Here is a 3,157-nt window from a genome sequence, read left to right as displayed (position 1 = left end):
ATAGGACCCCAATGGGGTCCTATTTTTATGTTAATTTATATATTGTTTATTACATTTGTAACCAAAGATACAGAAACTATCTTTGACTGGTGCTATTATAATCTTAAGGAGGGCAAAAGCCCTCCTTTTGTGTTTTTTAGAAAAGGAGGTAAAGTGATGGGTGAATACAAAAAGTATTGGATAGCTGTAGTAGCCGTACTTATCATTGGTTTTTCAATCCTTGGTTATCTAGGTACTGATGTGTATCATCAAGCACCGCCGGTGCCGACTGCGTATGTATCTCAAGATGGACAGGTCTTGTTCACTAAGGAAGATATTTTACATGGTCAATCGGCATGGCAATCTACAGGTGGTCAATCTGTGGGGACGGTTTTAGGTCATGGCGCTTATCAAGCACCTGATTGGACAGCAGATTGGTTGCATAAAGAAGTATCTATAATGTTGGATATTAAGTCGCAAGAGGCTTTTGGTGCTCTTTATAACCAATTAGGACCTGCACAACAAGCAGCAGTTAAAGAAGTGGTAAAAGAAGAATATCTAGGTAGTGCAGTTCGCGATGATGGAACCGTGGTTTTATCTCCAGAGCGCATTACGGCGATGAATATTACAGGTCGTTATTTTGTTGAACTTTATGGTGATAATCCAGAGTTGACATTGACTCGTGATCATTTTGCAATGAAGGACAATACATTGCCTGAGTTACAAGACCGCATCGATATGGCTCGTTTCTTCTTCTGGACTACGTGGATGGCATCTACCCAACGTCCTGGTACAGATGCGACATACACTAATAACTGGCCACATGAACCGTTATTGGATCATAATCCAACACCTGAAAGTGTTGCCTGGTCTGTTGTGAGTGTCATCATTTTATTATGTGGCATAGGTGTAGTTGTATGGTTGTGGTCCTTTGGTAAGAAAGACGACGAACATGCATTGGTTCCACCAGCAGAAGATCCAATTAGCAAGATTACCTTAACTCCATCTCAACGTTCATTAGGAAAATATTTATTTACAATCCTAGCATTGTTCTTATTCCAATTGGGGATGGGTGGTATCATTGCTCACTATACTGTAGAAGGTCAAGCGTTCTATGGTATTCCTTTAGCTCAATATTTCCCATATTCTATTGCCCGTACATGGCATATTCAGGCGTCCTTGTTCTGGATTGCTATGGCATTCTTAAGCGCTGGTTTATTCTTGGCACCAATTATTAATGGTGGTAAGGATCCTAAATATCAAAAGCTAGGTGTAGATATTTTATTCTGGGCGCTTGTAGTCCTCGTAGTTGGTTCCTTTGCTGGCACATACTTAGGTGTAGCGCATCAAATTCCAGCAGCCTGGAATTTCCTTCTCGGACACCAAGGTTACGAATATATTGAGCTTGGTCGTATCTGGCAATGGATTGAATACATTGGTATTCTATTCTGGCTTGTACTCATGATACGTAGCATTATTGGTGCTTTCAAACAAAAAGGGGATAAAAACCTTATTGCTGCCTTTATCTTCTCTGTTATCATGGTAGGTATCTTCTATGGTCCAGGTTTGTTCTATGGTGAACATAGCCATTTGGCAATTATGGAGTACTGGCGTTGGTGGGTAATTCATCTTTGGGTAGAAGGCTTCTTCGAAGTATTCTCTACTACATTGATGGCATTTATCTTTGTTACACTAGGGCTTGTATCATATCGTGCCGGTACAGTGGCAGCCATTTCCTCTGGTGCTATTTATCTCATTGGTGGTATTCCTGGTACATTCCATCATTTATACTTTACAGGTGTTACATCTACTATTGTGGCGACAGGCGCATCCTTCTCCGCATTGGAAGTAGTACCACTTGTATTATTAGGTTATGAAGCCTTTGAAAACTATACACGTCTTCACAGCGCACCTTGGATGCATCGTTTGAAATGGCCTGTGTACTGCTTTATTGCGGTATCCTTCTGGAATCTAGTAGGTGCAGGGGTGTTTGGCTTCTTGATCAATATGCCTGTATCCTTGTTCTACATTCAAGGTCTTAATACAACTGCAGTACATGCGCATACTGCATTGTTTGGCGTATATGGTTTCTTAAGCTTAGGCTTTGTATTCCTTATTGCTCGTTATATTCGACCTGAAGTAGAATTCAACGATAAATTGATGAAATTCGGGTTCTGGGCTCTCAATATAGGCCTTGCCTTAATGGTGCTCATTAGCTTATTGCCGATAGGTCTTATCCAAGCGTGGGCAAGCATTACACATGGCTTGTGGTTTGCACGTAGCGAAGAATTCATGCAACAACCATTGTTACAAAACTTGCGTTGGCTTCGTATGATTGGTGATACAATACTAATCATTGGTGCCGTAGCATTCTTCTGGCAAATTGTGAAAGTTCTATTTCCGAAGAAATCCTAATTAATAGACATAATATAATTCTATGCATTAACGGCATAAATTGTATGAAAAATATGTGATAATTTATTACCATATTAATGGCGTTCCTTTCTAGACAAGGAACGCCATTTTTTGTTATACTATCCATGTCAGGTACATGTGCCTGGCTTTTTTGAGTTGCTCAAAATTCTTGACATCGCTTGCTACGTATGATATATTTCTTTAGTATGTAGTCGAGCGTTTTCGAGTACAAGAGACAGATTAGTAAATAAAAAGCGAGGTGTATCCGGATGCGTAATGCCATTACTTTAGCTTGCACAGATTGCAAACAACGTAACTATCAAACGAACAAGAATAAAAAGAACAATCCTGATCGTATTGAAATGATGAAATATTGCAAATTCTGCGGTAAACATACATTACACCGTGAAACAAAATAATTCTTATCATTCATTACCTGTTGATTTGAGGATGTGAAACAATGGCAAAGTCTAACTCAGCAGTGCAGCAGCGTGGTGGATTTGGAAAATTCTTCCGCGGTGTGAAAGCTGAACTAAAAAAAGTAGTCTGGCCAACAAAAAAAGAACTCATCAATTACACAATAGTAGTATTTTTAGTGACGATTTTTATCGCCTTTATTATTTATGTACTTGATGCAGTCTTTGCCCAACTTTTTAATACGTTGTTGCACTTTGTTGGATAAGGGGGCCATTTCATGGAAGCAGATAAGAAGTGGTATGTAATTCATACCTATTCAGGCTACGAAAATAAAGTTAAAACCACT

General features: G+C 39.3%; 4 protein-coding genes. All 4 read left to right on the top strand.

All coding sequences use genetic code 11. The features are described from left to right. Window positions 1-156 precede the first annotated feature (156 nt). The gene (locus tag QZ548_RS08690) at window positions 157-2,394 is read left to right on the top strand and encodes a nitric-oxide reductase large subunit (protein WP_295802910.1); all 2,238 of its coding nucleotides are present in this window, start codon (window positions 157-159) and stop codon (window positions 2,392-2,394) included. 269 nt (window positions 2,395-2,663) lie between these two features. After that, a complete protein-coding gene (rpmG, locus tag QZ548_RS08685; protein WP_004693530.1) occupies window positions 2,664-2,813 on the top strand; it encodes a 50S ribosomal protein L33 in 150 nt (49 codons plus the stop codon). A gap of 41 nt (window positions 2,814-2,854) precedes the next feature. Beyond that, window positions 2,855-3,076, top strand: a complete 222-nt coding sequence (gene secE, locus QZ548_RS08680; protein ID WP_005385468.1) for a preprotein translocase subunit SecE — start codon at window positions 2,855-2,857, stop codon at window positions 3,074-3,076. A 12-nt stretch (window positions 3,077-3,088) separates the two neighbouring features. After that, window positions 3,089-3,157: transcription termination/antitermination protein NusG (locus QZ548_RS09055; protein WP_367113082.1), on the top strand; the 69-nt coding region annotated here is incomplete at its 3' end.

Origin of the sequence: uncultured Veillonella sp. (genome assembly GCF_915069625.1) — a bacterium.
Lineage (GTDB): Bacteria > Bacillota > Negativicutes > Veillonellales > Veillonellaceae > Veillonella.
This window is presented reverse-complemented; position numbering and strand designations above follow the sequence as displayed.